The sequence below is a fragment of the Ciceribacter ferrooxidans genome (assembly GCF_004137355.1).
Taxonomy (GTDB): Bacteria; Pseudomonadota; Alphaproteobacteria; order Rhizobiales; family Rhizobiaceae; genus Allorhizobium; species Allorhizobium ferrooxidans.
In genome coordinates this window covers 263398-289097 of record NZ_SDVB01000170.1, presented here as the reverse complement: position 1 = coordinate 289097, position 25700 = coordinate 263398, and the positions used below count along the sequence as shown (strand labels likewise).

Genomic DNA, 25700 nt, shown 5'->3' with positions numbered 1-25700 from the left:
ATTTGGGGTCAAATCACCCGAGGCGAAAACGCCGGCAAGAGAGGAACGAAAATGCTCGTAGGTTGCCCCAAGGAAATCAAGAATCACGAGTACCGGGTCGGGCTGACGCCCGGTGCCGTGCGCGAATACGTGGCGCATGGCCACAAGGTACTGATCGAGACGGGCGCTGGCGGCGGTATCGGCGCCGACGACAATGCCTATATCGCGGCCGGTGCCGAGATCGTCGGTTCGGCCAAGGACATCTTCTCCCGTGCCGACATGGTCGTGAAGGTCAAGGAACCGCAGCCGTCGGAATGGGTGCAGTTGCGTGAAGGCCAGATCCTCTACACCTACCTTCACCTCGCTCCCGATCCGGAACAGACGAAGGGTCTGCTCGAATCCGGCGTTACCGCCGTCGCCTACGAAACCGTGACCGACGAGCGCGGCGGCCTGCCGCTGCTCGCTCCGATGTCGGAAGTCGCCGGTCGCCTGGCGATCCAGGCCGGCGCCACGGCACTGCAGAAGGCCCATGGCGGCCGCGGCGTGCTGCTCGGCGGCGTTCCCGGCGTACTTCCGGGCAAGGTCACCGTCATCGGCGGCGGCGTCGTCGGTCTGCATTCTGCCCGTATGGCGGCTGGCCTCGGCGCCGAAGTCACCATCATCGACCGCTCGTTGCCGCGTCTGCGCCAACTCGACGACATCTTCGCTGGTCGTGTCCGCACGCTCTACTCGACGATCGACAGCCTCGAACAGGCCGTCTTCGCCGCCGACCTTGTGATCGGCGCCGTGCTGATCCCGGGTGCCGCTGCGCCGAAGCTCGTCACCCGCGAAATGCTTTCGGGCATGAAGAAGGGGGCGGTCATCGTCGACGTTGCCATCGACCAGGGCGGCTGCTTCGAGACCTCGCACGCAACGACGCATTCGCACCCGACCTACGAAGTCGATGGCGTCGTCCACTATTGCGTCGCCAACATGCCCGGCGCTGTTCCGGTCACGTCCACCGAGGCCCTGAACAACGCCACGCTCATGCACGGTCTTGCGCTCGCCGATCGCGGCCTGCGGGCCCTCGCCGAAGACCGTCACCTGCGCAATGGCCTCAACGTACATCGCGGCCGCATCACCAACCGGCCGGTCGCGGATGCGCTCGGCTACGAGATGCACGCGCCGGAGATGGTGCTGAACGTCGCGTAACGTAAACCGACGCGTCCGCAACGCGCATTCCGTCACGTAAGAACAACGGAACGTCGCTGCGCATTTTACGACCGGCCAGTCTCTGGCCGGTCGTTCGCGTTTTACTCACACCCGGTCGATACGGCACTGGTAACAGTTGTTGGTCGCCGACCGGACATGCACGTAGGCGATCTCGCTCCGTTCGAGAAGCTCGGCGGCATACTGCCTGATCTCCTCGCGCGGGACGACGGCGCCGGGGCCGTAGACGATCCGGTCGTTGTCGCCGTAGCCGCGCAGGATGTAGCTCGGGTGCCGCAGGATCGGCGGCAGCGCATCTCCGCCTTCATGACGTTCGCAGGCCTCCGAATGCAGGAAGATCGGCCCGGTTTCCGCATACGGCTGGGGTGCGGGGAAGGGGCGGTGCGCGAGAGTGAGGTAAGGCTCGCCGGCGCCGACCAGGCGCAGACAGTGACGGCAGGGAACGCCGCCACCATCGGAAATGCGTCGTTCCGGGGTGAGGCCATAGGCGTCGGCTTCTCCCTCACGATATCCGGCTGCGACGGTGGACGGTAGGGCGGAAAATCGGATCATGGACATGGTGTCTCCTTTCGATCGCACCATTTTCCGCCTAGGACGTTCCCGAACCACCCGTTTCCTGCCGGATTGCGGAAAATTCGGCCCAAATTTGGTTGTTTCCGCAGATTGCCGCCCCGTGCCCGGATGCATTATGCAAAGTAGACGGGCTGTAGAATTCGGGGGAATTATGCTCAGAAAACTGATGTATGCGGCGCTCGCCTGCGTCGCGTTCGCGACGCCTCATGCCGCGCGGTCGGAAGAGGTGCTCGATCTCGGGAAGCTCAACGACGAGCAAATGACCGAGGCGATCAATTTCGTCACCGGCAACGCGATCTTCGTTCTTTTCCACGAAGCCGGTCACATGTTGGTTTCCGAACTCGGCGTGCCGGTACTCGGCCGTGAGGAGGATGCCGTCGACGCATTGTCGTCCATCCTGCTTCTCGAGGCCCATGACGAGACGCTCGACCAGGCGATCACCGATTCGGCCGATGGCTGGTTCCTCGCGAGCGACAAGAGCGCCGAGAACGGTGACGAGCTCGCTTTCTGGGACAGTCACGGGCTCGACGAGCAGCGCGCCTACCAGATGGTTTGCATGATGGTCGGCAACGACGCCGAGGGCTTCAAGCAGTTTGCCGACTCGATCGACTTCCCTCAGGAGCGGCGTGAGGAATGCGCGGTCGAATACGCGCAGACCGCACAAAGCTGGATGAGCCTGCTTGCACCGTACAATCGGGCCGACGGAAAGAAGGCCGACATGAAGGTGACCTACGAAAAGGTCGCCGACGAGGAGCTCGCGGCCTACGCCTCGATGATCCAGTCGGCGGGACTGCTCGAGGTCGTGCGGGACGTGTTCGCCGAGAGTTATAACCTGAAGGACGGAATCCGCGTCACGGCCAAGGCCTGCGGCCAGCCGAACGCCTTCTGGCATCCGGGTGAACGCGAGCTCACCTATTGCTACGAGCTCGCGCAGATGCACATGACGCTGATTGCCGACTACCTGCTGAACAAGGCGGAATGACGGACGCCGCGCGGCCTCACCGGGAGGCCGCGTCCCGGCGGATCATCTGAAGCAGCTCTTCCTCGGTGAGCGGCTCGACCAGCGCGTCGAAGGTCTCGACCGGCGAAAAGCCGAAGCGCTGGTAGAGTTGCAGCGCGCGCGGATGGTCGAGCGTGTTCGTTGTGACCGTCACCTTCTTCGGATCGTTCTGCCAGGCGAGATAGAGCGCCTGCAGCAGGAACCATTTGCCGAGGCCCATGCCGAGCACGTGCTCCATCAGGCCGAAGTAGGACAGCTCCACGACGTCATCGTTCTTCTGTGCCAGTTCGAAGAAGCCGGCAGGCGCTCCGTTGACATAGAGAACGTTGATGCTGACCTTCGGGTCGTGGACGATCGCGCGCAGCTCCGCGTCGTTCATCCGCAGTCGTGCGTGCCAGTGCCAGCGCCCGCCGACCTGGCGCTGCAGGAAGCGGTAGAAGGGCAGCGGAATCTCGACCGCCCGCATGATCGCCGTCTGGATATTGACCGGCACGGGCAGGCTCGTCTTCGGCGGCGCGGTCATTTCGAGGCGTGTAACGTGGGCGCGAAGTGGACCGTGCGCCCTCGGCGCAACGGGTCCGGCGGGGCCGGTGGTGACCGGCGTTTCGCCGCGGCCACCCCATTCCGACCAGGAACCGTCATAAAGCGTGTTGTCGCGATGGCCGAGAGACTCGAGCGCGAGCGTTATCACCGCCGCCGTTACCCCGGAGCCGCAGCTTGTTACGACCGGCTTTGTGAGGTCGATCCCGGCATCGGAAAAAATCGAGCGCAGCTTGGCGAGGTCCTTCAGGTGTCCGCCTTCGGAGAGCGAAAGCGCCGGTACGCTGCGGGCGCCGGGCATGTGCCCCGAACGCATCCCCTCGCGCGGTTCGGGCTCGTCGCCGGTGAAGCGACCGGCCGGTCGGGCATCGGCGATCTGACGCGAGCCGTTGTCGGCGATCTCCTGCATTTCCTCGAACGAGGTCAGGCGATCGCGTTGGAAGTTGGTGACGAAGTTGGCCGGCGCGGGTTCGGGCAGGTCCGTCTCGAGCGGCCGGCCTTCCGCCTTCCAGCCGTCGAGGCCGCCGTCGAGCACGTAAACGTTGCGGGCACCCATGACGCGGAACATCCACCAGACGCGCGGCGCGGAGAAAATGCCGGGGCCGTCATAGACGACGATCGTATCGGTCGCCGAAATGCCGAGCTTGCCGACCTCCTCGGCAAAGAGTTCCGGGGAGGGAAGCGAGTGCGGCAATCCGGTCGTCAGGTCGGCGATGACGTCCTGGTCGAAGAAGACGGCGCCGGGAATGTGCCCGGCCGCGTATTCGGCAGCACCGTTGCGGCCCTGTGCGGGCAGGTACCAGGACGCATCGACGATCTTGAATTCGGGGGCGCCGAGCTGTTTTTCCACCCAATCGGCGGACACGACGAAGCGGCTTTTCTCCGCAGGCATGGTTTTCTCCCGTTGCCGTCAGGCAAGGGCGTCCGGCGTTCCGAAACGGATGCGGAACCGGCGGTTCTCCTTGCCCTTCTTTTCAATCTTGGCGATATGAATCGCCCCGACCTCCTGGGTCTCGGAAACATGTGTGCCGCCGCAGGGCTGGCTGTCAACGGCGGAGTCTTCGCCGATGCAGACGAGGCTCACCCGGCCCATGCCGACGGGCGGGCGGACGTTCTTCGACTTGACTATGCCCGGATTGGCGACGAGCTCCTCGTCGGTGATCCATTGTACGAAGATCGGATGGTTTTCAGAGACGAGCCGCATCAGGTCCTTCGTCACCGTGTCGCGGTCGATCGTCTCCGTCATGTCGAAATCGACACGCGACTCGTCCTCGCCGACGGCGGCGCCGGTGATCGGGAAGGGGCAGACGACGGAGAGCAGGTGGCAGGCCGTGTGCATGCGCATCAGCTTGTAGCGACGCGGCCAGTCGACATGCATGACGAGCGTTTCGCCGACCGCCGGAAGAGCCTGCCCCTCTGCCGGCATGTGAAGGATGATGTCCTTTGTCGCGCCGTGCCGCGTGACGTCGAGTGCGATCCTCGAACCGGCGCTGCGTTCCAGGAAGCCCGTGTCACCCGGCTGGCCGCCGGAGGTCGCGTAGAAGCAGGTCCGGTCGGTTTCGATGCTGCCGTCCTCGTTGACCGCCGTCACCACCGCCTCGCAGGTCGAAAGATAGAAATCGTCGCGGTAGAGGGCGGTGGTCGGCATGGTTTCTCCCTATGCGGTCTCGAAGGGCAGGTCGAATTCTGTCGTCGTCTCGAGCCAGCCGGGGAGCGGCAGGGCCTTCGACGCGAGGAAGGCGGGGTTGAACAGTTTGGACTGGTAGCGGTTGCCATAGTCGCAGAGCATGGTCACGATGGTATGCCCCGGACCGAGCTCACGGGCAAGGCGGATCGCGCCGGCGATATTGATGCCTGACGAGCCGCCGAGGCAGAGCCCTTCCTGCTGCACGAGGTCGAAGATGATCGGCAGCGCTTCGGAGTCCGGGATCTGATAGGCGAAGTCCGGCGTGAAGCCTTCGAGATTGGCGGTGATGCGGCCCTGACCGATACCTTCGGTGATCGAGGAACCGGAGGACTTCAATTCGCCGTTCCGGTAGTATTCGTAGAGAGCGGCACCCTCGGGATCGGCGATGCCGATCTTGACGTCACGCTTCAACTCCCGCAGCCCGGCGGCGGTGCCGGCCAGCGTGCCGCCCGAGCCGACGGCGCAAATGAAGCCGTCCACCTTGCCTTCGGTCTGCGCGTAGATTTCCCGCGCGGTGGTCGCGATATGGGCGTCGCGGTTCACCGTGTTGTCGAACTGGTTCGCCCAGATCGCCCCGTTCGGCTCCGTCCTTGCCAGCTGTTCGGCGAGGCGGCCGGAGAGCCGCACATAGTTGTTCGGGTTCTTGTACGGAACGGCCGGAACCTCGACGAGCTCGGCCCCGAGAAGACGCAGCGCATCCTTCTTTTCCTGGCTCTGGGTTTCGGGGATGACGATCACCGTGCGATAGCCGAGCGCCTTGGCGACCAGCGTGAGGCCGATGCCGGTATTGCCGGCCGTCCCTTCGACGATGACGCCGCCGGGCGCGAGCAGGCCTTTCTTCTCGGCATCACGGATGATGTAGAGCGCGGCGCGATCCTTGACCGACTGGCCGGGGTTCAGGAACTCCGCCTTGCCGAGAATGGTGCAGCCGGTCGCCTCCGAGGCGTTCTTCAGCCGGATGAGCGGCGTATTACCGATCGCCTCGAGGACGGAGGGATGAAATGCCATGGGATGAGCCTTCTCTCTGTCGGAAGATTAAGGAGCGACTTTTCAAATCTCAAGACGAAGAAGACAAGGAATTCGGTTCCGCGGCGGAGCGTCGGCATAGAAAAACCGTGCTTTGCGGGCGATTGGCCGCGAGCGCGATCTATCCGGCCGACGGACCGGCGAGCCCGCGAAAGGCCGCGAGCGCCCGTTCGCGCGCCGCCTTGTGGTCGACGATCGGCAGTGGATAGGTTTTGCCGAGGGAAACGCCGGCGTCTTCGAGCACTGGAAGCGGCGCGTCGAAGGGCTTGTGGATGAACTTGTCCGGGAGTGCCTTCAGCTCGGGCACGAACTTTCGCACATAGGCGCCGTCGGGATCGAACTTCTCCCCTTGGCTGATCGGGTTGAAGATGCGGAAGAAGGGTGCGGCATCCGCTCCGGAGCCGGCGACCCATTGCCAGCTCGCGGCATTCGACGCCGGATCGGCGTCGACGAGCGTGTCGCGAAACCAGCGCTCGCCCTCCCGCCAGTCGATCAGCAGGTCCTTGACGAGGAAGGAGGCGACGATCATGCGCACCCGGTTGTGCATCCACCCGGTCCGCCAGAGCTGTCGCATGCCGGCGTCGACGATGGGGTAGCCGGTTTCGCCGCGCTGCCACCGCTGCAGCCCTTCCGGATCGTTCCGCCACGGGAAGCCGTCGAACTTTTCCGAAAAGTTGCGTCGTGCCAGCTCGGGGAAGTGAAAGAGCAGGTGATAGCTGAACTCCCGCCAGACCAGCTCCTTGCGGAGGCTCGTAAGGTCCTCCACACGTACATCGCCGGCAAGCACGCGTGTCGCGCGCCATATCTGTGCCGGCGAAATTTCGCCGAGAGCGAGGTGCGGCGAGAGCATGGAGACATGCGGTTCGGCGGGGAAGTTGCGGCGGACGGCATAGCCTTGAAGCCCGGCCTTGACGAAATCCTGGAGCCGTCTTTGGGCGCCCGCCTCTCCCGGCGTCCAGACGTTGCGGAACTCCGCGGCCCAATCCGGCTTCGTCGGCAGGAGGTGCCAGTCATCGAGCGTCTCGGTGTCCGGCCATACGTCCGGCGGGGGCAGGGCGAGCGGCGGCGGGAGCGGCTCCTCGGGCTCCCCGGAGCTTTCGAAGGCGCGCCAGAAGGGCGTGTAGACACGATAGAAGCCGCCGGTGCCCGTCTTCATCCGCGACGGCTCGTGCAGCAGTTGTCCCGGGAAGCTGTGGGCGGTGATCCCGTCGGCACGAAGCGCGGCCTTCAGGGCCGAATCGGTTTCGATTCCCTCGGGATCGTAACGCCGGTTCCACAGGATCTCGGTCGCCCCGCTTTCTGCAATCAGCGTCGAGAGAACGGCTTTCGGAGGGCCGCTGCGCAGCAGAAGCCTGCTTCCCAGTCTCTCCAGCGAGCGGGTGAGGGCGACAAGTGAATGGTGCAGCCACCAGCACTGCGCGCGGCCGAGCGGCCCGTTGTTCGGCTCATGGATATAGAGGGGAAGCACCGGCCGTCCGGTCGTCACAGCATGGGCGATGGCGCGGTTATCGCCGAGCCTCAGATCCTTGCGGAACCAGAGAATGACCGGGGTGCCGCCTGCATCGTGCATCTGCCGTTTCGCCCTTTGCTGCTCTCGGCATCTTATACGGGACGCGAGGCGAACCGGCTACGGCCTGATGCATGTGTTCAGGCGAAGCCGAAGAAGGACAGGATTGCGATCACCACGACGACGAGGCCGACAAGATAGATGAGCTGGTTCATCGTTTTCTCCTTCGCAGGTTCCGGAGAAGAATGGCCGCGGACAGGGATTGTTCCGAAGGGCTTCCTTCGCGAGCCGGCGAGAAACGAAAAATGCGGCGGGTTCATACCCGCCGCAAGTTGTTCCGTCTCCGAGTAGAGACTGGGCTGGGAGCAACCTCGCAGGACCGCACAAGGTGGATGGTGCGGCCCGGCGATCGCGACAAACGCGCCGCCGGCCTCTTTGTTCCAGCTGGAACGGATTTTTTGATCCGCTCGGGAAACCCTAAATGGCAAACCCCGCTTCCCGGGGGAGGGAAGCGGGGAACGATGCCGTTTTTTGCCGTCGCGCCTCAGGGGGGTGCGCACGCCGGCACCGCCAAACGCATCGGGCACGGGAATGTTCCTCGGCGCGAACAGCTGGGAAGGGAAAGACGTGCAAAAAATGACGGACCTGATTTGGTCCGTTCAGGTACGGGAAAGATAAGGAGATTTGGAAGCGGTGGAGGCCTCGCCCGGAATCGAACCGGGGTGCAAGGATTTGCAGTCCTCTGCGTAACCACTCCGCCACGAGGCCGTCCGATGCTTTAAAAGCGAGTGGTGACGGGCGTTTAGAACGGATCAAAGACGAGCGCAAGGGGGAACCACCGCGCGGACATGTTTTTTTGTCGGGTGCCCTCGTCTCGGGAGAGAGCGAAGGGGACGTCAGCGCCCTGCGCGGTTGACCTGTGGATAGCGCTTGCGCCACCAGATCGCGGCCTTGCGCCTGCGCCGGCGTACGGCGGGCAGTTCCTGGGACAGGATCAGCAGCCCCAGCGGAATCATCCAGAAGCCCAGAACCGGGAGGAAACCCAGGATACCTCCGGCGACGAGGCCGGAGCCCACGGCAACGCGCCCGTTGCGCGAGCGGGGAAAGGGCAGTTCCAGCCGCCCGAGGATCAGGCGTCCTTTCTCCCTGTCGATGCGATATTTCTTTTCGGCCATTTGCTACCTATATAACCGAAAGGTGCCAAAACCTTGTCCTGCCTGGGGAAAAGATGGGTACTGAGGAGAATTGAACAAGGGGACGGCATTTTTTTGAAAAAACCGCTTGGCAAATCGAGCAAGCATTTGTATTAGCCCCCTCACGCCGCGGCGAGCGGTGATCCCTGGTAGCTCAGCGGTAGAGCATTCGACTGTTAATCGACAGGTCGCCGGTTCGAATCCGGCCCGGGGAGCCAGATTCTTCAGCAGAATTGCTGAATGCAAGGCCGGTTCGGTATCCGAACCGGCCTTTGTTTTTGCCTCCCATGCCGGCTCTCTCCTCCGCTTTGTCTGGGGTTTCGAGGTCAGTTCGTCGCGATTTCCCCTGATCCCGGAGGGGAAGCCTTGAAAGCGGGCCTTCCTGCAATTAAGACACGCCGAGAGACAGACACCCGGCCGCAAGTGGGACGACAATCATGATGGACTTCGAAGCTGCACGCACCAAGATGGTGGACAACCAGATACGCACGACCGATGTGACGTCGCATTCCGTGCTTTCGGCGTTCCTGACGGTACCGCGCGAGGCATTCGTACCGGCTGACCTGAAGCCGCTCGCCTATATCGACGAGGATCTGCAGGTCGCGCCCGCCCAGGACGGCAACCCGCCCCGCTACATCATGGAGCCGTCGCCGCTCGCCAAGCTCGTCCAGCTTGCCGCGATCACCAAGGACGACGTTGTCCTGGAAATCGGTTGTGGCGCAGGCTATGCAGCGGCGATTCTCTCGCAGGTTGGCGGCTCCGTGGTCGCCGTCGAGTGCGACGGGACGCTCGCGGCGAACGCGACTGCAACGCTTTCCGAACTCGGCTATGACAACGTGGCCGTGGTGACCGGCGAACTCGAAAAGGGCTATGCCGGCGAGGGCCCCTATGACGTCATCTTCATCAACGGCGCCGTCGAGGAAGTGCCCGAGACGCTGTTGTCCCAGCTCCACGAAGGCGGCCGACTGGTCGCTGTCGTCGGCTACGGCAACGCCGCCCGCGCGCGGCTCTATGTCCGCGCCCACGGCGTGTCCTCCTTCAGCGAGCATTTCAACACGTCGGTGAAACCGCTGCCGGGCTTCCGCAAGGCCGCAGAATTCGTCTTCTGAACCGGACCTGCGACATATTGGCCGGGGGACGGCGCAGCCGTCCCGAATTGCCTTTGATTGAACCGATGCCGCATGTTGTTTTTTGGCAACGTCGCATCGGTTTTCTTTTTGCGGCGGAGCGGTCCGGGTTGCAGCTTTGCGAGCGTCGGGTCATCTAGGTGAGGGAGTTTCCGCGACGGCTCGGAATCAAAGCCAAGGTTTTGGTCGAGGACGGCGTCGGATCGGCGGAAAAATTTGGAGTTGATGTCCCGTGTCGTTCATTCGAAAGACCGTATGTGCCGCTACTCTGGCATCCGTTCTGGCGCTGATGCCGGGAATGGCCGCCGCCGAGACGATCTTCGGCGCCATGGCAAAGGCCTATGAGAACAACCCGGATCTCAACGCCGTGCGGGCACGCCTGAGGGCGACCGACGAAAACGTCACCATCGCCAAGGCGGGCATGCGGCCCCAGGTCGCGGCAACGGCCTCGGCGACGCAATTGTCGGTCAGTCATATGAGCGGCATGCCGTCGGGCTACACCAATGACTACAATCAGACGGACGTCGGCCTCTCGATCACGCAGATGATCTTCGACGGATTTCAGACGCTGAACAATGTTCGCGCAGCGGAAGCAGGCGTCTTCGCCAGCCGCGAAAACCTGAAGGCCAACGAGATATCCATCCTGCTCGCCGCCGCACAGGCCTATGCGGACGTGGCCCGCGACCAGCAGATCGTGGTCATCCGCAAGCAGAACCTCGCCTTCCTGCAGGAGCAGCTTAACGCTGCCAACGCCCGTCTCGAAGTGGGCGAGGGTACGCGCACCGACGTCAGCCAAGCAGAGGCGCAGCTTGCCGGCGCGCAGGCGCTTCTCGCCGCGGCGATCGCCCAGTTGAAGCAGAGCGAGGCGACCTATGTGCAGGTCGTCGGCGAGAGCCCCTCCGGCATCAAGCAGCCCAATCCGGCGAGCAAGGCGCTGCCGTCGAGCCTAGATGCTGCGGCCGCCTCGGCGATCCGCGAGCATCCGTCGGTTCTCGCCGCCCTGCACGCGGTGGATGCCGCCGGTTATCAGGTGAAGTCGGCGGAGGGCATGCTGCTTCCCGGTGTCGTCATCGAGGGCAATGTCGGCCGTCATACGACGTCGAATACGAGCTCCAGCGATACGGATTATTCGAGCGCCTCGATCACCGCGCAGCTCAAGGTGCCGCTCTACCAGGGCGGTGCGGAATTCGGTCGCATCCGTCAGGCGAAGGAGACGCTGGGCGAGCAGCGCATCATGGTCGACTCGGCACGCGCGGCGGTACTCCAGCAGGTGACTTCGGCCTATGCGCAGATGCAGGCCGCGACCGCGGCGATCTCGGCCGCACGCAAGCAGTTGAGCGCCGCCAATCTCGCGCTCCAGGGCGTCATCGAGGAGCGGAATGTCGGGCAGAAGACGACGCTCGACGTCCTGAATGCCCAGGATACCGTGCTTCAGGCCAAGGAGAGCCTCGTTGGCTACCAGCGCAACGCGGTCGTCGCGAGCTATTCGGTTCTCGCCGCATCCGGCAAGCTGACGGTTCAGAGCCAGGGGCTGGAGGTCGCCGAATACCGGTCCGAGGTGCACTACGAGGCGGTCAAGGACAAGTGGATCGGCCTGCGAACCGTCGACGGCCGCTGAGACCTTTCCTCCTGAATAAACCTGTGCATCACGCCGAAGCGAGCCTGCGGCGTGATTTTTTTCACCTGAGGAGTATCCTAAGGTGAGAACGAATCAATGATCGGTCGCCGTGCCGACAATTGAATCTTCAGGGAAAACGGGGAAGAATATGGCTCAGCCAAGCGTAGCGCGTGAACCGTCGATGGAAGAGATCCTGGCATCGATCCGCCGGATCATCGAGAGCAGCGATCCGGAAAGCGCCAAGCTGGATTCCGCCTCCCTGCCGCCGGTCTACGAAGACGAGGACGGTGACGACGATCTTGCGCTGGCGATCGACGAAGCCGCACCCGTCATGTATCCCGCAAACGACCGGGGCGCCGCGTCCGTCCAGGCTGTCGAGCCGGCCGAAAAGCCGGCCCCGAAGAACATTTCCCTTGCCGATCTCGCCGCCCGCGTCCGCTCGTCCAACGAGCGCGTCGAACAGCATGTGCCCGAACCTGCAGTCGGCCGCCCCGTCGAGGCATCGCCCTCCGTCAGCCCGGTGATGACGAGCCGCATGGCCGAGCTTCGTTCGTCCGTCCCGCAGGTCGAGCCCGAGCGGGACGTTGTCGGGAATGCCGCCGGGCCGGCAGAAACGTTCGTTGCGGCAGATGTGCAGGCAGAGACCGTCGTCGAGATACAGCAGCCGGCCGGCCCGTCGGCGGAGAGCGAGAGCAAGGCGCTCGTCTCGGCGGAGACGCACGAGCAGGTCGCCCGTTCCTTCGGCGAACTCGCCGAGGCGATCGACGGCAGCCAGCGTCGCTCGCTCGACGAGATGGCGGAAGAGATGCTTCGCCCGATGCTGCAGGAATGGCTCGACGACAACCTGCCGACGCTCGTCGAACGGCTGGTGCGCGAGGAGATCGAACGGGTCGCGCGCGGCCCGCGCCGCTGATTTTCAGCAACGAAGACAGAGACAGGCCGCTTGGGGCCGCTCCGGCGTCCGGGGCGGCTTTCTTGTTGACACTGGCGGCCCCGTCCGGTTTACCGCTTAAATGACATCAATCGTGTTGATCCCTTCAACGCTTTCTGGGTTTGGTCAGGAAATGCTCGAAAAAACCTACGACGCCACGACAGTCGAACCGAAAATCGCCAAGGCCTGGGAGGACGCGGACGCATTCCGCGCCGGCGCCAATGCCCAGGCGGGCGAGGACAGCTTCACAATCGTCATACCGCCGCCGAACGTGACCGGTTCGCTGCACATGGGCCATGCGCTCAACAATACGCTGCAGGACATCATGATCCGCTTCGAGCGGATGCGCGGCAAGGACGTGCTGTGGCAGCCGGGCATGGACCATGCCGGTATCGCCACGCAGATGGTCGTCGAGCGCCAGTTGATGGAGCGTCAGCTCCCCGGCCGGCGCGAGATGGGTCGCGATGCCTTCGTCGAGAAGGTCTGGGAATGGAAGAACGAATCCGGTGGCCTGATCTTCAACCAGCTGCGTCGTCTCGGCGCCTCCTGTGACTGGTCGCGCGAACGCTTCACCATGGACGAGGGTCTGTCCGAGGCGGTCGTCGAGGTTTTCGTCAGCCTCTACAAGGAAGGGCTGATCTACAAGGACAAACGTCTCGTCAACTGGGATCCGAAGCTGCTGACGGCGATCTCCGACCTCGAGGTCGAGCAGATCGAAGTGAATGGCAATCTCTGGCACCTGCGCTATCCGCTGGAAGACGGCGTCACCTACCAGCATCCGGTCGCCTTCGATGAAGACGGCAACCCGACCGAATGGGAGACGCGTGACTATCTGGTCGTCGCGACGACCCGCCCCGAGACGATGCTCGGCGATACCGGTGTCGCCGTCCATCCGGACGATGCGCGTTACAAGGAGATCGTCGGCAAGCACGTGATCCTGCCGATCGTCGGACGTCGCATTCCGATCGTCGCCGACGAATATCCGGACCCGACCGCCGGCACCGGCGCGGTCAAGATGACGCCGGCGCATGACTTCAACGACTTCGAGGTCGGCAAGCGGGCCGGCCTGAGCATGGTCAACATCCTGAACGTCGACGCGACGGTCGGCATCGTCGGCAATGACGACTTCCTCGAAGGGCTGACGCCGACCCGCGAGCAGGAGATGGTCTGGTCCGAACTGGAAGGGCTCGACCGTTTCGCCGCCCGCAAGAAGATTGTCGAGATCCTCGAGGCTGAAGGATTGGTCGACAGGATCGAGCCGCACAAGCACATGGTGCCGCACGGTGACCGTGGCGGCGTGCCGATCGAGCCGCGGCTGACCGAACAGTGGTATGTCGACGCCAAGACGCTCGCCAAGCCGGCGATCGCCTCGGTTCGCGAAGGCCGCACGAAATTCGTCCCGAAGAACTGGGAAAAGACCTATTTCGAGTGGATGGAGAACATCCAGCCCTGGTGCGTCTCGCGCCAGCTGTGGTGGGGACATCAAATTCCCGCCTGGTATGGCCCGGATGGCCAGGTCTTCGTCGAGAAGACCGAAGAGGACGCTCTGCACGCCGCCATTCAGCACTATATCTCCCACGAGGGCCCATGGAAGGCGTGGGTCGAGGAGAAGCTCGAGAACTTTGCTCCGGGCGAGATCCTGACACGCGACGAGGACGTGCTCGACACGTGGTTCTCCTCCGCGCTCTGGCCGTTTTCGACGCTCGGCTGGCCGCAGAAGACCGAGGCGCTCGCCAAGTACTATCCGACGGACGTGCTGGTCACCGGCTTCGACATCATCTTCTTCTGGGTTTCCCGGATGATGATGATGGGAATGCACTTCATGAAGGACGAGACCGGAACGCCGGTCGAGCCATTCCATACCGTCTATGTGCATGCCCTGGTCCGCGACAAGAACGGCCAGAAGATGTCGAAGTCGAAGGGCAACGTCATTGATCCGCTGCAGCTGATCGATGAATACGGCGCCGACGCGCTGCGCTTCACGCTGGCCATCATGGCGGCGCAGGGGCGTGACGTGAAACTCGACCCCGCCCGCATCGCCGGCTATCGCAATTTCGGCACCAAGCTCTGGAACGCGACCCGCTTCGCCGAAATGAACGGCGCGGCGAACGATCCGCACTTCCTGCCGGAAACGACGACACTCGAGATCAACCGCTGGATCCTGACGGAACTGGCGCGGACTGAGCGCGACGTGACGGAGGGAATTGCCAACTACCGCTTCAACGACGCGGCGGGTGCTCTTTACCGTTTCGTCTGGAACCAGTTCTGTGACTGGTACCTCGAACTGCTGAAGCCGGTCTTCGCAGGCGAGGACGAGGTTGCCAAGAAGGAGGCGCAGGCCTGCGCGGCCTACGTGCTGGAGGAGACCTACAAGCTCCTGCATCCCTTCATGCCTTTCATCACGGAGGAGCTCTGGGCTCACACCGCGGGTGAAGGAAGGGAACGGGAAGCCCTGCTCTGCCACGCGGCCTGGCCGGCACCGGACTTTGCCGACGAAGGCGCTGCGAGCGACATCAACTGGCTGATCGATCTCGTCTCCGGCATCCGCTCGGCGCGCGCCGAGATGAACGTGCCGCCGGGAGCCGTTGCACCGCTCGTCGTCGTTGCGGCGAATGGCGTCACCCAGGAGCGCCTGCGGCGTCACGAGGCTTCGATCAAGCGGCTGGCGCGCGTTGAGAGCATCGCGCTCGCGTCCGAAGCTCCGAAGGGAGCCGCCCAGATCGTCGTCGGCGAAGCGACTGCCTGCCTGCCGCTCGGAAGCCTGATCGATATCGGCGCCGAGAGGGCCAGGCTGGAGAAGGCGATCGCCAAGGTCGACCAGGAAATGGCCAGAATCGCCTCGAAGCTGGCCAACGAGAAGTTCGTCGCCAACGCCAACCCGGACGTGGTCGCCGCCGAACGCGAACGCTATGGCGAACTGGAGATCCAGCGCGCGAGCCTCGGGACGGCCCTGAAGCGATTGGCCGAAGCTGGCTGAGTCGCGACTATCCTCCGCGGCGTCCAGATTTTGTGGGGTCTTGATGGAGCCGCATGCCGAAATGGCATGCGGCTTTCTCATTATCGATTTGATTCGGCAGGAAAATATGCCTCGAAGCGCGTCGGGGGATGTCTCAACGGATGTGGACCTCACAAATCTGTGAGTGTGCTTTATAGGCAACAGACAGTGTTCATGCTGGAAAAAAATACCCGTATGAGCCAAGTTATCTTGAAATTTTGAGAATTGTTTTCTTTGGTTTTTGATATCTTACGTGCACGTCAGGTTTTTACGTAAATTTCACGGTTTCCGGCGGCTGTGATCTCTCGAATGGCAACGTTGTGATATCGAAGCTCGTGATTACAATGCCTGCAGTCGTAATGCCTTGGAGTGGGGAGAGAGATGGCAAAGCAATTTTTTAAATCCGGCGTCGTATTCGCAGTCGGCTTCGGCGCCTTGGCGTCCGTGGCGAATGCCGGTGGCTTCAGCCGCGGCGAGGCCGACACGGACATCCTGTTCGAGGATGGCACGTACGTGGCGCGGGGCGGCGTCATTTATGTTTCTCCGCATCGCAAATTTGACACCATCGCCGGCGCTGCGGCCACCGACGACCGCTATAGCAACGACTATTGGATTCCGAGCTTCGCCGCGAAGTTCCAGATGTCTGAAAACTTGGGCTGCGCATTCACGTATACACAGCCCTTCGGTGCCGACGCGGATTATGGCCCGGAGGCTCAAACGGCAAGCCTTCTCAGCGGCGGCGCGGGCGCCAGCCACAAGGATTTCATCACCAACGAATATGGAGCGACCTGCGACGTGAGTGCGCAGGCTGGCAAGGGGCGCGTCCACTTCCTCGGCGGCGTCTTCCTGCAGGACTTTAAGTACACCGCGAACGCGTATCGCGGCGATTTGAAGCTCGAGGATAATGCAGCTTTCGGCTATCGTCTGGGCGTCGCCTACGACATTCCGGAATATGCAATGCGTGCGCAGCTGATGTATCGCTCCAAGGTCAAGCACGATGCCGACGAAGGTTCGTTCGATTGGGATCCGGCGATCGCGCCTTTCGGACTGCAGGACGCCTTCGGTAGCGGCACGCTGCCGCAGTCGCTGAAGCTCAGTCTGCAAACGGGTGTCGCGCCCGGCTGGCTGGTTTACGGCTCGGTCAAGTGGACAGACTGGAGTGTTCTGCAGACCCTCGACTACAGCGTCGGCAACCCGCTTGCGCCGGGTGGCTACACGCCCCAGCAGGACGTCTACAATTGGAAGGACGGTTGGACGCTTCAGGCCGGCGTCGCCCACAAGTTCAACGAGCAGTTCGCCGGCACGGTCAACGTCACATGGGACAGCGGCGTCGGCACCGGTGCAGACATCTACTCCGACACTTGGTCGGTCGCGGCCGGCGTCTCGGTCAAGGCCGGCCCTGGTGAGCTTCGCTTCGGTGGCGCGGTCAGCTACCTGACCGAAGGCAGCCAGTCCTTGGCGGACGGTGCGAGCTACAACGCTACGGCGGACGGAGACTGGGCCTACGCGGTCTCGGGGTCCTACCGGATCACCTTCTGAAGACACATTGCCTGATGCTGAAAAGCCCGGTTCGTCCGGGCTTTTCGTTGTGTATGGTTGTGGCGGTCTGCGGAATGTGATGAATCTGCAACATTTTCCCTATCGTTGCGGGGGTGCCTGAGATCCGGGGATTTTGTCCATTTCCCGCCACAAACTGAGCGCAGCGATGTCGTGACGAATGCTTGAGTTGGGTGTTGCGTAGTTCGTCGGTTGAGTAAGACATGAGCCTTGTAGCCGCAGAAAACCTTCTGAATCCTGCAGATGCGCCGAGAAGATCGGTATCCAGGGATTGCGCCTTGAGTTTTTTGGCGCCCGCGACCTCCACAGCCGCAGTCTTGCCCGAAATACAAACTACCTTGATGAAGGTCGCCGATGACCTCTCAGTGCCTGGCAAAGCAAAGCATGCCGGAGGAGGCGTGACGGTGAACGGTATGTTCACCAGTGTCGCGGACAATAGTTTCACGGACATGGTAAGTCGAGCCGGACGAGGCCTCGAAGGCTACCGTCGTCTGTGGTGATGTGGAAGAAATACGCAATCATGCAAACGCCAGACTGGAAATATCCGGGTAAGCTGCTGTTCTCCTCGCTGCTTTTCGTCCTGGCCGGGACGGCGGCGGGCCACGCCTTCGACATCAATGCCGGCGTGAGCAAGGAGTCTGGCCCCTTCGACCTCTTCAAATTCGGCTTCAAGGCCTACAAGAACGGCCAGAAGCAAGAGGCTGTCGAAGCCTATCGCTATGCCGCGGAGAAGGGGCATACCGGCTCGCGCTGGGCGCTGGCGAACATGTATGCGGACGGCGACGGAGTCGTCGAGGACGATTTTGAGGCGTTCAAGATCTACGCCGAGATCGCAAGCCAGGGTGTCGAGCCCGGTTCGGAGGACACCGGCTTCTTCGTCAACGCGCTGCTTGCGCTTGCGGGCTATTATCGCAAGGGCATTCCCGGCAGTCCGGTCAAGACCGATCTGACGCAGGCGCGCCAGCTTTATTTCCAGGTCGCCTCGACCTTCGGCATCCCCGAGGCACAGTTCCAGCTTGCCAGAATGATGCTTTCGGGTGAGGGCGGCAAGACCAGCACCCAGCAAGCCAAGAAGTGGCTCAATCTGGCGCGCAAGAGCGGCCATCCCGGTGCCATGGCGGTGTTCGGCAACCTGATTTTCCAGGAAGGCCAGAGTGTCCGCGGTCTCGCCTTCATGACCGCTGCGCTGGACAAGTGCAATCCGTCGGACTGTCTGTGGATGCAGGATCTGCAGGAGCAGGCCTTCTCTCTCGCCAGCGAAGACGACCGCCGTGTGGCGATCGCGCTCGCTCCGGAGATCTACCGCCAGCCGGAATAACGGCTGCCTTCAGGCTGCCTCGAAATCGAACCAGCCAGAGACCGGCACATGGTCGGAGGGTTTTTCCCACGTCCGCACGTGCTTTTCGATCTGCGCGGCGCGGAAGCGGTCGGTTGCCTCAGGCGAGAGCAGAAGATGGTCGATGCGGATGCCGTTGTTCTTCTGCCACGCACCGGCCTGATAATCCCAGAAGGAATAGAGTTTGGTCTCGTCGGTCGTCGCGCGCACCGCGTCGACGAAGCCGAGATGTTCGAGCCGGCGGAACGCCTCGCGCGTCTGCGGCAGGAAAAGTGCGTCGCCGGCCCAGACCAACGGGTCATGGCAGTCGTAAGGCTCGGGGATGACGTTGTAGTCGCCGGCGAGGATCAGCGGTTCCTCGAGTGCCAGCCGGCTTTCGGCGAACGTCTTCAGACGCTCCATCCAGGCGAGTTTGTAGGGATATTTTACCGGATCGTCGGGGGGATTGCCGTTCGGCAGGTATAGCGAGCAGACGCGCAGCGCCCCGCCCTTGACTGAGAAAACGCCTTCGATGAAGCGCGACTGTTCGTCGCCATCGCCATCGGGAAGCCCCCGATTGACCTCGTCCGGCTTCATCTTCGAGAGCAGGGCCACCCCGTTGAAGCCCTTCTGCCCGTATGTCTCGACATGGTAGCCGAGTGTTTCGATCTCCAGTCTGGGAAAGGTGGCGTCTTCGGACTTGATTTCCTGGAGACAGACGATGTCCGGCGCAGAGCTTTTCAGCCACTCGCAGAGATTTGCGATGCGCGCCTTCACCCCGTTGATGTTCCAAGTGGCGATCTTCATGGGCTGCTTCCCTTCGTCTTTACTTCTTCATAGACGACAGCGCGGAATTTGCCACCGGCTTTTCGCCGATGGCTCCATTCCGGATCACGCAGGCGTTCAGACGGAGAAGCTGGTTCCGCAGCCGCAACTGGCGACAGCGTTCGGATTCTTGATCTGGAAGGACTGGCCGAGGAGGTTGTCGACGAAGTCGATCTCCGAGCCGGTCATGTAGACGAGAGAAACGGGATCGATGACGACCGTGGCGCCGTCCTTGGTGATGACGAGATCGTCGGATTCCGGCGCGCCTTCCAGGTCGAACTTGTAGGAGAAGCCGGAGCAGCCTCCACCTTCGACGGAGACGCGCAGGGCGCGCTTGTCCTGTTCGGCGGCAACCACGGCTGCGATCCTCTTCGCCGCGGCGTCGGAAAGGGTGACGGTCGATTCGCTCATTTGTCCTCCTGACGGGTTCAAGGCCCGTGGAAAATCGGTGGTTGATCCCCGCAGTCGGCGGGAAGCTGGGTCCGTCCGCGCCATTTTGCCGGCAAATCGGCTCCCCGTGCGCTCTCATGCTTGCGGGATCATCTGCTATAGGTATGAAGGCGAGCAACGGGCGTCAATGGGGATGAGACGGAACGAACGATGACGATCGACAGGACTGCGTTGGGTTTCGGTACCGGTGAGCGGGCGGTCTATGCGGCCGACCCCTGGTCGTCCCGCGGGCGGCTGTTTGCCGAAGTGAGCAGCCCGACGCGCTCCGACTTTCAGCGCGACCGCGACCGCATCGTCCACACGACGGCCTTTCGACGGTTGAAGCACAAGACTCAGGTCTTCATCGGCACGGACAGCGATCACTACAGGACCAGATTGACCCATACGATCGAGGTCGCCCAGATCGCCCGTGCGCTGGCGAGAGCCCTCAAGCTGGACGAAGACCTCGCCGAGGGCGTGGCGCTGGTACACGACTTCGGCCATACGCCTTTCGGACACACGGGCGAGGACGCGCTTCACGACGTGCTGAAGCCCTATGGCGGCTTCGACCACAACGCGCAGTCTCTGAGGATCGTGACGAAACTCGAGCGCCGCTACGCCGAATTCGACGGGCTGAACCTCACCTGGGAGACGCTGGAGGGCCTGGTCAAACACAACGGGCCGCTCCTGACGCCGCAGGGCGAGGGGACGCGTGGGCCTGTCCCGAAGCCGATCCGCGACTATTGCGAGCTCCACGATCTCGAAATCGACACCTTCGCCAGCCTCGAGGCGCAAGTGGCGGCGATTGCCGACGATATCGCCTACAACACGCACGACATCGACGACGGATTGCGCTCCGGCTACCTGACCTTCGAAATGTTGGAGGACGTGCCTTTCCTCGCAGGATTGATGGCGGAGGTGCATGGTCTCTATCCGCGGCTGGAGGCGAGCCGTTTCACCCACGAGATCACACGCCGACAGATCACCCGGATGGTGGAGGACGTGATCTCTGTCGCGCAGGAACGTCTGCGGGAGATCAAGCCGGGCTGTGCTGCGGATGTTCGCCACGCCGACCGCGTGATCGCGACCTTCTCAGCGGGAATGGCCGAGACCGACCGGCAGATCAAGCGCCTGCTGTTCAGCCGCATCTACCGTCATCCCGACATCATGCGCATCCGCGCCGGCGCTGCCCAGATCGTCACCGATCTCTTCCACGCCTACATGCGAGATCCGTCGCTGATGAGCAGCCACTACTGGGTCGACCACATCGCCGGACTCGACCAGCCCGCCAAGGCCCGTCACGTGGGCGACTATCTGGCGGGGATGACCGACACCTATGCGGTCAACGCCCACCGCCGTCTGTTTGACCGGACTCCCGATTTACGCTAGGCAGCGGCCAGCAAATTCCCCTGTACATAACCGGAGCTTGAGAGTTCCGGCGTGGAAAACGAAGATGAATCTTTTCGCCGACTTCGAAACAAGAATTAAGAACGCGCTCGAAACCTTGGAAATCGTGAAGGAAAAGCGTTCCGCGCTTGATTTCGGACGAATTATCGTCGAGCCGCCCCGCGATGCAAGCCACGGCGACGCAGCGACCAATGCCGCGATGGTGCTTTCCAAGCCGCTGGCGGTGAATCCCCGCGCTCTTGCCGAGATCATCTGCGACAAGCTGAAGGAAGACGAAGACATTTCCGAGGTCTCCGTCGCAGGTCCCGGCTTCATCAATATCCGCCTGTCGACGACGTACTGGCAGCGACTGCTCTCGGCGGTGATCGCCGAGGGGACCGACTTCGGTCGCTCCGTTCTCGGCTCCGGTCGCAAGGTGAACGTCGAATACGTCTCGGCAAATCCGACAGGCCCGATGCATGTCGGCCACTGCCGTGGTGCGGTCGTGGGTGACGCGCTCGCCAATCTCCTGCAGTTCGCCGGCTACGAAGTCGCCAAGGAATACTATATCAACGACGCCGGCGCGCAGATCGACGTTCTGGCCCGCTCCGTATTCCTGCGCTATCGCGAGGCGCTCGGCGAGGACATCGGCGAGATCCCGGCCGGCCTCTATCCGGGGGATTACCTTGTTCCTGTCGGCAAGGCACTGGCGGAGGAATATGGCGTCCGGCTCCACAACATGCCGGAAGAGCAGTGGCTGCTGATCGTCAAGGACAAGGCGATCGACGCCATGATGGCGATGATCCGGGAGGATCTCGCCGAACTCAACGTCCACCATGACATCTTCTTCTCGGAGCGCACGCTGCACGCCAACGGCGCGGCAGCGATCCGCACGGCGATCAACGATCTCACCTTCAAGGGCCATGTCTACCGCGGAACCCTGCCGCCGCCGAAGGGGCAGTTGCCGGAGGACTGGGAGGACCGCGAGCAGACGCTCTTCCGCTCCACCGAAGTCGGTGACGACATCGACCGGCCGCTGATGAAGTCGGATGGCAGCTATACTTACTTCGCCGCCGACGTCGCCTACTTCAAGGACAAGTTCGATCGCGGTTACGACGAGATGATCTATGTGCTCGGCGCCGACCACGGCGGTTACGTCAAGCGCCTGGAAGCGGTGGCGCGGGCGGTTTCGGGCGGCAAGACCAAACTAACCGTTCTTCTTTGCCAACTGGTCAAGCTCTACCGCGACGGCGAGCCGGTGAAGATGTCCAAGCGGTCCGGGGACTTCGTGACGCTGCGCGACGTCGTCGAGGAAGTCGGCCGCGATTCCGTCCGCTTCATGATGCTTTACCGCAAGAACAGCGAGCCGCTGGACTTCGACTTTGCCAAGGTGACGGAACAGTCGAAGGACAATCCGGTCTTCTACGTGCAGTATGCTCACGCGCGCTGCATGTCGGTGTTCCGCCAGGCGAAGGAAGCATTCCCCGACCTCGACTTCGACGGGCTCGACCTGTCGGCCGCGGTGAAGGGGATGATCGAGGATCCGGCCGAACTGCAGCTGGTTGCGAAGCTTGCCGAATATCCGCGCGTGATCGAAGGTGCTGCACAGTCGCAGGAGCCTCATCGCGTCGCGTTTTACCTCTATGATCTCGCCAGTTCTTTCCATGCGCACTGGAATAAAGGCAAGGATCAGCCGGAATTACGATTTGTTAACGATAAAAACCGAGAATTGAGCATCGCCAGGCTTGGGCTGGTGCGTGCTGTCGCCTCTGTTCTGAAGTCCGGACTGACCATTACGGGCACTGATGCTCCGGTTGAAATGCGATAGTATTGTCACCATTTCCCCACAAAGCACTGGCATGGCGTGTAGTCGCGTTAGTGAGTGGAACTAGGTAATGGTACAGAAACAAGCCGCATTCAACAGTCGACTGGGCGGTGAAGACTTCGCTGACGATGATCCGTTGGCGGAGCTGGCCCGGATTGTCGGCTTCGAGCCGCCCGCCGCTCGCGACGTGCCGCGTGAACCGCAGATCGTCGAAGGCCCTGCCGTGCCGGTGTCACCGGTCGACCCGCCGTTCAGTCTGGAAGACGAGCTGCTGCGCGAGTTCGAAAACTACGAACGTGGTCAGCCGGCCGCTCCGCAGGTCGATACGCCGATGGCGCGGGTCGACGTCGCTCCGGATATCGGGGAGGCCGTCCCGGTTCTCGATGCGATCGAGGAGGGCGAGGAGCTCGAACTGAACACGGCCGGAGCAAACGAGGCCGTGTTGGCGGAGGCCGAAGAAAGCTTCCGGAACGCCGAGCAGGCCTTTGTCCCCGAAACGGCGGAGACGATGTCCTCCGACCTCGCCGATGAACTTGAGATGGCGGTGTCCGCCAGCCCCGTGGAGCCGGTCTGGCCGAGAGGCGAAACGGAGCCGCGCCTGAGGCTGCCGCTTGCCAACTTCCATGTCCCGCAGCCGTCAGCCCCGCGTGTGGAGCCCTCGTTCGCGGTCGAGCGAGAAGAGCCTGTCTCCGCTGCGGTGGGCGAGGCGCCGCGCCTGAGCCCGGTCGAAACATCGAACTGGATGTCCGGCACCGGGCTGCAGACGATCGAACGCGCTGCATCCGACGGTCACGCGACCGAGCAGCCGTCGCCTGTATCCGACTTCGACGTGTTTTCTGCCGGTACGTCGGGCTACGATGCGCCTGCCGTTGCAGTGCCTGAGCGCCCGCCGGTGTCCACGACACCTGCTGTGCGGGCGGAACCTGACTTCTCCTTCTCCTTTGCAGACGAGCTTGCCGCCGACGAGGACCAGTCCCGGCCCGTTCCGCAGGCCGCTACCGAACCGGCTGCGACGGCTGCCGCACCCGCGGCGACCATCGACGAAGATGTGTTCGATCCCTTCGCGGATGGCGCGTTCGAACTCGATCTCGATGACATCGAACTCGATTTCTCAGACCTCGAGATAGAGCCGGAAGCAGAGAAGCCTGTCGAGGTCGAGAGCCTTCGTGGCGAGTCTGCAACCGCCGTGGCGCCGCCCGCACCGGTTGAAGCCACAAGACCTGAGGTCGCTCCGGCAACGGTTGCGGCCGCCAACCCGGTCCCGGCCTTCGTTGCTGCACCTGCCAGCGTCATGCCGGCGATGCCGGAGGACGAGGAACTGCCCTTCGACCTTTCGGAAATCGCCGAGCAGGATGAGAATCCCGAAACGATCGCGGTTCTGGACGTGCCGGAGCTTCCGGTTCACGAACACAAGGAGCCTGTCGCCGCCCGCCACGATTACGAGCTCGACATCGATACGGAGCTGGCGTCGCTTCTGAGCGAGGCGGTCGTTCCCGCCGCCGCAGCGGCACCTGCTTCCGTGCTGCCGGCTGCGGCCCCGGCGGCTGCTGCTGCGCCGGCGATCGCTGACGATTTCGAGGCGTTCGAAAAGGCACTCGAACAGGACCTCAAACGCTCCTATGAGGGCGAGAAGGGTTTTGCCGGCGCCGTCAACCGCATTCCGCTTCAATCGGCCGCCGAAGAGGTCGATTACGACGAACCGCGGCCTTCCCGCGCCCGGCTCCTGGCTGCCTCCGCCGCCGGCGTGCTGGTGCTCCTGGCCGGCGGTGGTCTCTATGCCTGGATGACGGGATCGGAATCGTCCGTCCTCGGCTCGGGTGAGCCGGTCGTGATCGCCGCTGACAAGGAACCGGTCAAGGTGGTTCCGGAGGACAAGGGCGGCAAGACGGTGCCGAACCAGGACAAGGCTGTCTACGACAGGGTCGCCGGCGCCGCCGTCGACGATCCCAAGCAGCCGAGCCTGATCTCGTCGAGCGAGGAGCCGGTCGATGTCGTGCAGAAGACGCTGATTCCGGAGACTCTGCCGCTTGAGGGTGAAAACGAACCCGATGCCATGCCGACACCGGTCGGCGAAACGGAAGACCCGCGGCTGTTGCCGAGCGATCAGTCTGCGGACCAGCAGGCCGCAGGCAGCACCAGCGACCCCGTGACGATCGCGCCGCGCAAGGTGCGCACGATGATCGTCCGGCCGGATGGAACGCTGGTGGCGCAGGAAGTCGAGCAGCCGACGACGGAGGCGGCGACTCCGCAGGCCGCCGTTGCTCCGCAGACGCCGGCTGCTCCGGCGCTTGCTCCGCCGACGACGGAGCCCGTCGGGCAGGTTCCGGCTACGCCCGCCGCACCCTCGGATACGGCTGACCAGCCGCAGACTGTCGCCGAACTTGCGGCGTCGACCACCGCGCAGCCGGCCACCGGCGCCGCGACCCCTGCGGCGGAAACGGCCGCGGCACCCGCGGAACCTGCACCCGCGGAGACGACCGCCGCTCCGGCGGTCTCCGCTCCGGTCCCGACGGCACGCCCGGCAGAACAGCCGGTCAACGTGGTGAGCACGGTCACCGAACGCGGCAATGTGAAGCCGGTCGAAACCGCGGCGGCTTCTCCCGACGCTGCGGCCGCCCCGGCGGTGCCTGCCGGCGGTTACGTCATCCAGATCGCCTCGTTGCCTTCGCAAGCGGATGCCGAGAAGTCCTACAAGAACCTCTCGGCGAAGTTCGGGAGCGTGATCGGCGGTCGTGCCTACGAGATCAAGAAGGCGGAGATTGCCGGCAAGGGGACCTATTATCGGGTTCGTATCGCAGGCGGGAGCAAGGATGACGCCGTCGCCCTTTGCGAGCGTTACAGGGCGGCCGGGGGCACCTGCCTGGTGGCGAAGTAAGGTCAGAACCCGAAAAATCCATGATGAGATGGCGGAAACCCCGTGTTTCCGCCATTTTTCTTGTGCATGACCTTGCGTGGCGCTTCGGCTTTTCACCTGCGCC

The 25700-nt window shown here is 63.1% G+C and carries 20 protein-coding genes and 2 tRNA genes; 12 read left to right on the top strand and 10 right to left on the bottom strand.

Annotated elements, in window-relative coordinates:
• Window positions 1–51 precede the first annotated feature (51 nt).
• Window positions 52–1170, top strand: a complete 1119-nt coding sequence (gene ald / locus EUU22_RS05775) for an alanine dehydrogenase (protein ID WP_129331099.1) — start codon at window positions 52–54, stop codon at window positions 1168–1170.
• 105 nt (window positions 1171–1275) lie between these two features.
• Here the strand turns inward: ald and EUU22_RS05770 are convergent, their stop codons facing one another.
• Entirely contained in the window at window positions 1276–1746 is a 471-nt protein-coding gene (locus tag EUU22_RS05770) for a DUF1203 domain-containing protein (protein ID WP_129331098.1), read from the bottom strand.
• 166 nt (window positions 1747–1912) lie between these two features.
• Between EUU22_RS05770 and EUU22_RS05765 the strand changes: the two genes are divergently transcribed.
• Window positions 1913–2743: a DUF4344 domain-containing metallopeptidase gene (locus tag EUU22_RS05765; RefSeq protein ID WP_165351096.1), complete on the top strand. Its 831-nt coding sequence runs from the start codon at window positions 1913–1915 to the stop codon at window positions 2741–2743.
• Between the two features lie 16 nt (window positions 2744–2759).
• Here the strand turns inward: EUU22_RS05765 and sseA are convergent, their stop codons facing one another.
• From sseA to EUU22_RS05730, 7 genes are all read right to left on the bottom strand, one after another.
• A complete protein-coding gene (gene sseA / locus EUU22_RS05760; RefSeq protein ID WP_129331096.1) occupies window positions 2760–4193 on the bottom strand; it encodes a 3-mercaptopyruvate sulfurtransferase in 1434 nt (477 codons plus the stop codon).
• A gap of 18 nt (window positions 4194–4211) precedes the next feature.
• Window positions 4212–4949 carry an alanyl-tRNA editing protein gene (locus EUU22_RS05755; protein ID WP_129331095.1) on the bottom strand — a complete coding sequence of 246 codons (738 nt, stop codon included), beginning with the start codon at window positions 4947–4949 and terminating at the stop codon, window positions 4212–4214.
• Between the two features lie 9 nt (window positions 4950–4958).
• Window positions 4959–5996 (bottom strand): cysteine synthase A, encoded by a 1038-nt coding sequence (locus EUU22_RS05750; protein ID WP_129331094.1) that lies wholly within the window; start codon window positions 5994–5996, stop codon window positions 4959–4961.
• Window positions 5997–6135: 139 nt separating this feature from the next.
• Window positions 6136–7584: a cryptochrome/photolyase family protein gene (locus EUU22_RS05745; protein ID WP_129331093.1), complete on the bottom strand. Its 1449-nt coding sequence runs from the start codon at window positions 7582–7584 to the stop codon at window positions 6136–6138.
• A 77-nt stretch (window positions 7585–7661) separates the two neighbouring features.
• Window positions 7662–8108: a hypothetical protein gene (locus tag EUU22_RS05740; protein WP_129331092.1), complete on the bottom strand. Its 447-nt coding sequence runs from the start codon at window positions 8106–8108 to the stop codon at window positions 7662–7664.
• Window positions 8109–8215: 107 nt separating this feature from the next.
• Window positions 8216–8289 (bottom strand) — tRNA-Cys (locus EUU22_RS05735).
• Between the two features lie 128 nt (window positions 8290–8417).
• Window positions 8418–8696, bottom strand: a complete 279-nt coding sequence (locus EUU22_RS05730; RefSeq protein WP_129331091.1) for a PGPGW domain-containing protein — start codon at window positions 8694–8696, stop codon at window positions 8418–8420.
• Between the two features lie 161 nt (window positions 8697–8857).
• On the opposite strand from EUU22_RS05730, the gene EUU22_RS05725 reads away from it, so the two are divergent.
• The 7 genes from EUU22_RS05725 to exoR all read left to right on the top strand — a co-directional run bounded on the left by EUU22_RS05725 (window position 8858) and on the right by exoR (window position 18260).
• Window positions 8858–8932 (top strand) — tRNA-Asn (locus tag EUU22_RS05725).
• A 219-nt stretch (window positions 8933–9151) separates the two neighbouring features.
• A complete protein-coding gene (locus EUU22_RS05720) occupies window positions 9152–9823 on the top strand; it encodes a protein-L-isoaspartate O-methyltransferase family protein (RefSeq protein ID WP_439329126.1) in 672 nt (223 codons plus the stop codon).
• Between the two features lie 307 nt (window positions 9824–10130).
• Complete coding sequence (locus EUU22_RS05715) at window positions 10131–11459, top strand: TolC family outer membrane protein (protein ID WP_129331481.1); 1329 nt, start codon at window positions 10131–10133, stop codon at window positions 11457–11459.
• A gap of 148 nt (window positions 11460–11607) precedes the next feature.
• Window positions 11608–12372 carry a PopZ family protein gene (locus tag EUU22_RS05710; protein ID WP_129331090.1) on the top strand — a complete coding sequence of 255 codons (765 nt, stop codon included), beginning with the start codon at window positions 11608–11610 and terminating at the stop codon, window positions 12370–12372.
• A 151-nt stretch (window positions 12373–12523) separates the two neighbouring features.
• The gene (locus EUU22_RS05705; RefSeq protein ID WP_129331089.1) at window positions 12524–15367 is read left to right on the top strand and encodes a valine--tRNA ligase; all 2844 of its coding nucleotides are present in this window, start codon (window positions 12524–12526) and stop codon (window positions 15365–15367) included.
• Window positions 15368–15766: 399 nt separating this feature from the next.
• Complete coding sequence (locus EUU22_RS05700; RefSeq protein WP_129331088.1) at window positions 15767–16924, top strand: OmpP1/FadL family transporter; 1158 nt, start codon at window positions 15767–15769, stop codon at window positions 16922–16924.
• 538 nt (window positions 16925–17462) lie between these two features.
• Window positions 17463–18260, top strand: a complete 798-nt coding sequence (gene exoR, locus EUU22_RS05690; RefSeq protein WP_129331086.1) for an exopolysaccharide production regulator ExoR — start codon at window positions 17463–17465, stop codon at window positions 18258–18260.
• Window positions 18261–18269: 9 nt separating this feature from the next.
• Here exoR and xth read toward each other — a convergent pair whose 3' ends face one another.
• Both xth and erpA read right to left on the bottom strand, forming a co-directional pair.
• Window positions 18270–19064 (bottom strand): exodeoxyribonuclease III, encoded by a 795-nt coding sequence (gene xth / locus EUU22_RS05685; RefSeq protein ID WP_129331085.1) that lies wholly within the window; start codon window positions 19062–19064, stop codon window positions 18270–18272.
• A gap of 96 nt (window positions 19065–19160) precedes the next feature.
• Window positions 19161–19493 (bottom strand): iron-sulfur cluster insertion protein ErpA, encoded by a 333-nt coding sequence (erpA, locus tag EUU22_RS05680; protein WP_129331084.1) that lies wholly within the window; start codon window positions 19491–19493, stop codon window positions 19161–19163.
• A gap of 189 nt (window positions 19494–19682) precedes the next feature.
• On the opposite strand from erpA, the gene EUU22_RS05675 reads away from it, so the two are divergent.
• From EUU22_RS05675 to EUU22_RS05665, 3 genes are all read left to right on the top strand, one after another.
• A complete protein-coding gene (locus EUU22_RS05675) occupies window positions 19683–20900 on the top strand; it encodes a deoxyguanosinetriphosphate triphosphohydrolase (RefSeq protein ID WP_129331083.1) in 1218 nt (405 codons plus the stop codon).
• A gap of 64 nt (window positions 20901–20964) precedes the next feature.
• Window positions 20965–22725, top strand: a complete 1761-nt coding sequence (argS, locus tag EUU22_RS05670; RefSeq protein WP_129331082.1) for an arginine--tRNA ligase — start codon at window positions 20965–20967, stop codon at window positions 22723–22725.
• Between the two features lie 67 nt (window positions 22726–22792).
• Window positions 22793–25597 (top strand): SPOR domain-containing protein, encoded by a 2805-nt coding sequence (locus EUU22_RS05665; protein WP_129331081.1) that lies wholly within the window; start codon window positions 22793–22795, stop codon window positions 25595–25597.
• The last annotated feature ends 103 nt before the right edge of the window (window positions 25598–25700 follow it).